This is a genomic window from Natrinema soli (genome assembly GCF_028618695.1).
The window spans coordinates 1-556 of the sequence record NZ_JAQIVI010000425.1 but is presented as its reverse complement, the minus strand read 5'-3'; the positions used below and the strand labels follow the sequence as shown (position 1 = coordinate 556).

2 protein-coding genes are annotated in these 556 nt (G+C 67.1%); both read left to right on the top strand.

Annotation, left to right across the window (positions count from 1 at the left end; genetic code table 11):
• Positions 1-224, top strand: a 224-nt coding sequence (locus PGX04_RS23090; RefSeq protein WP_337959486.1) for a putative PEP-binding protein, incomplete at its 5' end; no start/stop codon positions are given.
• A partial coding sequence (locus tag PGX04_RS23085) for a PTS fructose transporter subunit IIB (protein ID WP_273740657.1) occupies positions 221-556 on the top strand: 336 nt, incomplete at its 3' end. The genes PGX04_RS23090 and PGX04_RS23085, both read left to right, overlap by 4 nt.

The following is a 556-nucleotide window of genomic DNA, read 5'->3' as shown; positions in this document are numbered from 1 at the left end:
CCTGGGTCGGCATGTGCGGCGAGATGGCCGGGAACCCCGAACTGGCGCCGCTGCTCGTCGGGCTGGGACTCGACGAACTCAGCATGAGCGCCGTGACGATCCCCGCGGTGAAGGCCGCGATCGCCGACCTCGAGACCGACGCGGCCGAATCGCTCGCCGATCGGGCGACCGACGCGACCGCGAGAACGACCGTTTACGAACACATCACGGAGTACGACCAATGAAATTCGTCGCAGTAACGTCATGTCCGACGGGTATCGCACACAGCCAGATGGCGGCCGAGAATTTAGAGCAGACCGCGACCGATCTCGGTCACGAGATCGACGTCGAGGTTCAGGGAGCCATGGGCCAGGAGAACGAACTCTCGAGCGACGCGATCGCCGAGGCGGACGCGGTGATCATCGCCGCGGACACGTCGGTGAACCGAGACCGCTTCGAGGACGAGCCCCTCGTCAAGGCACCGGTGAAGGAGGCGGTCAACGACGCCGAGGGACTCGTCGCTCGAGCCGTCGCGGAAGCCGACGGCGAGGCGTCGACCGCCGGGTCTGCGGGGGCG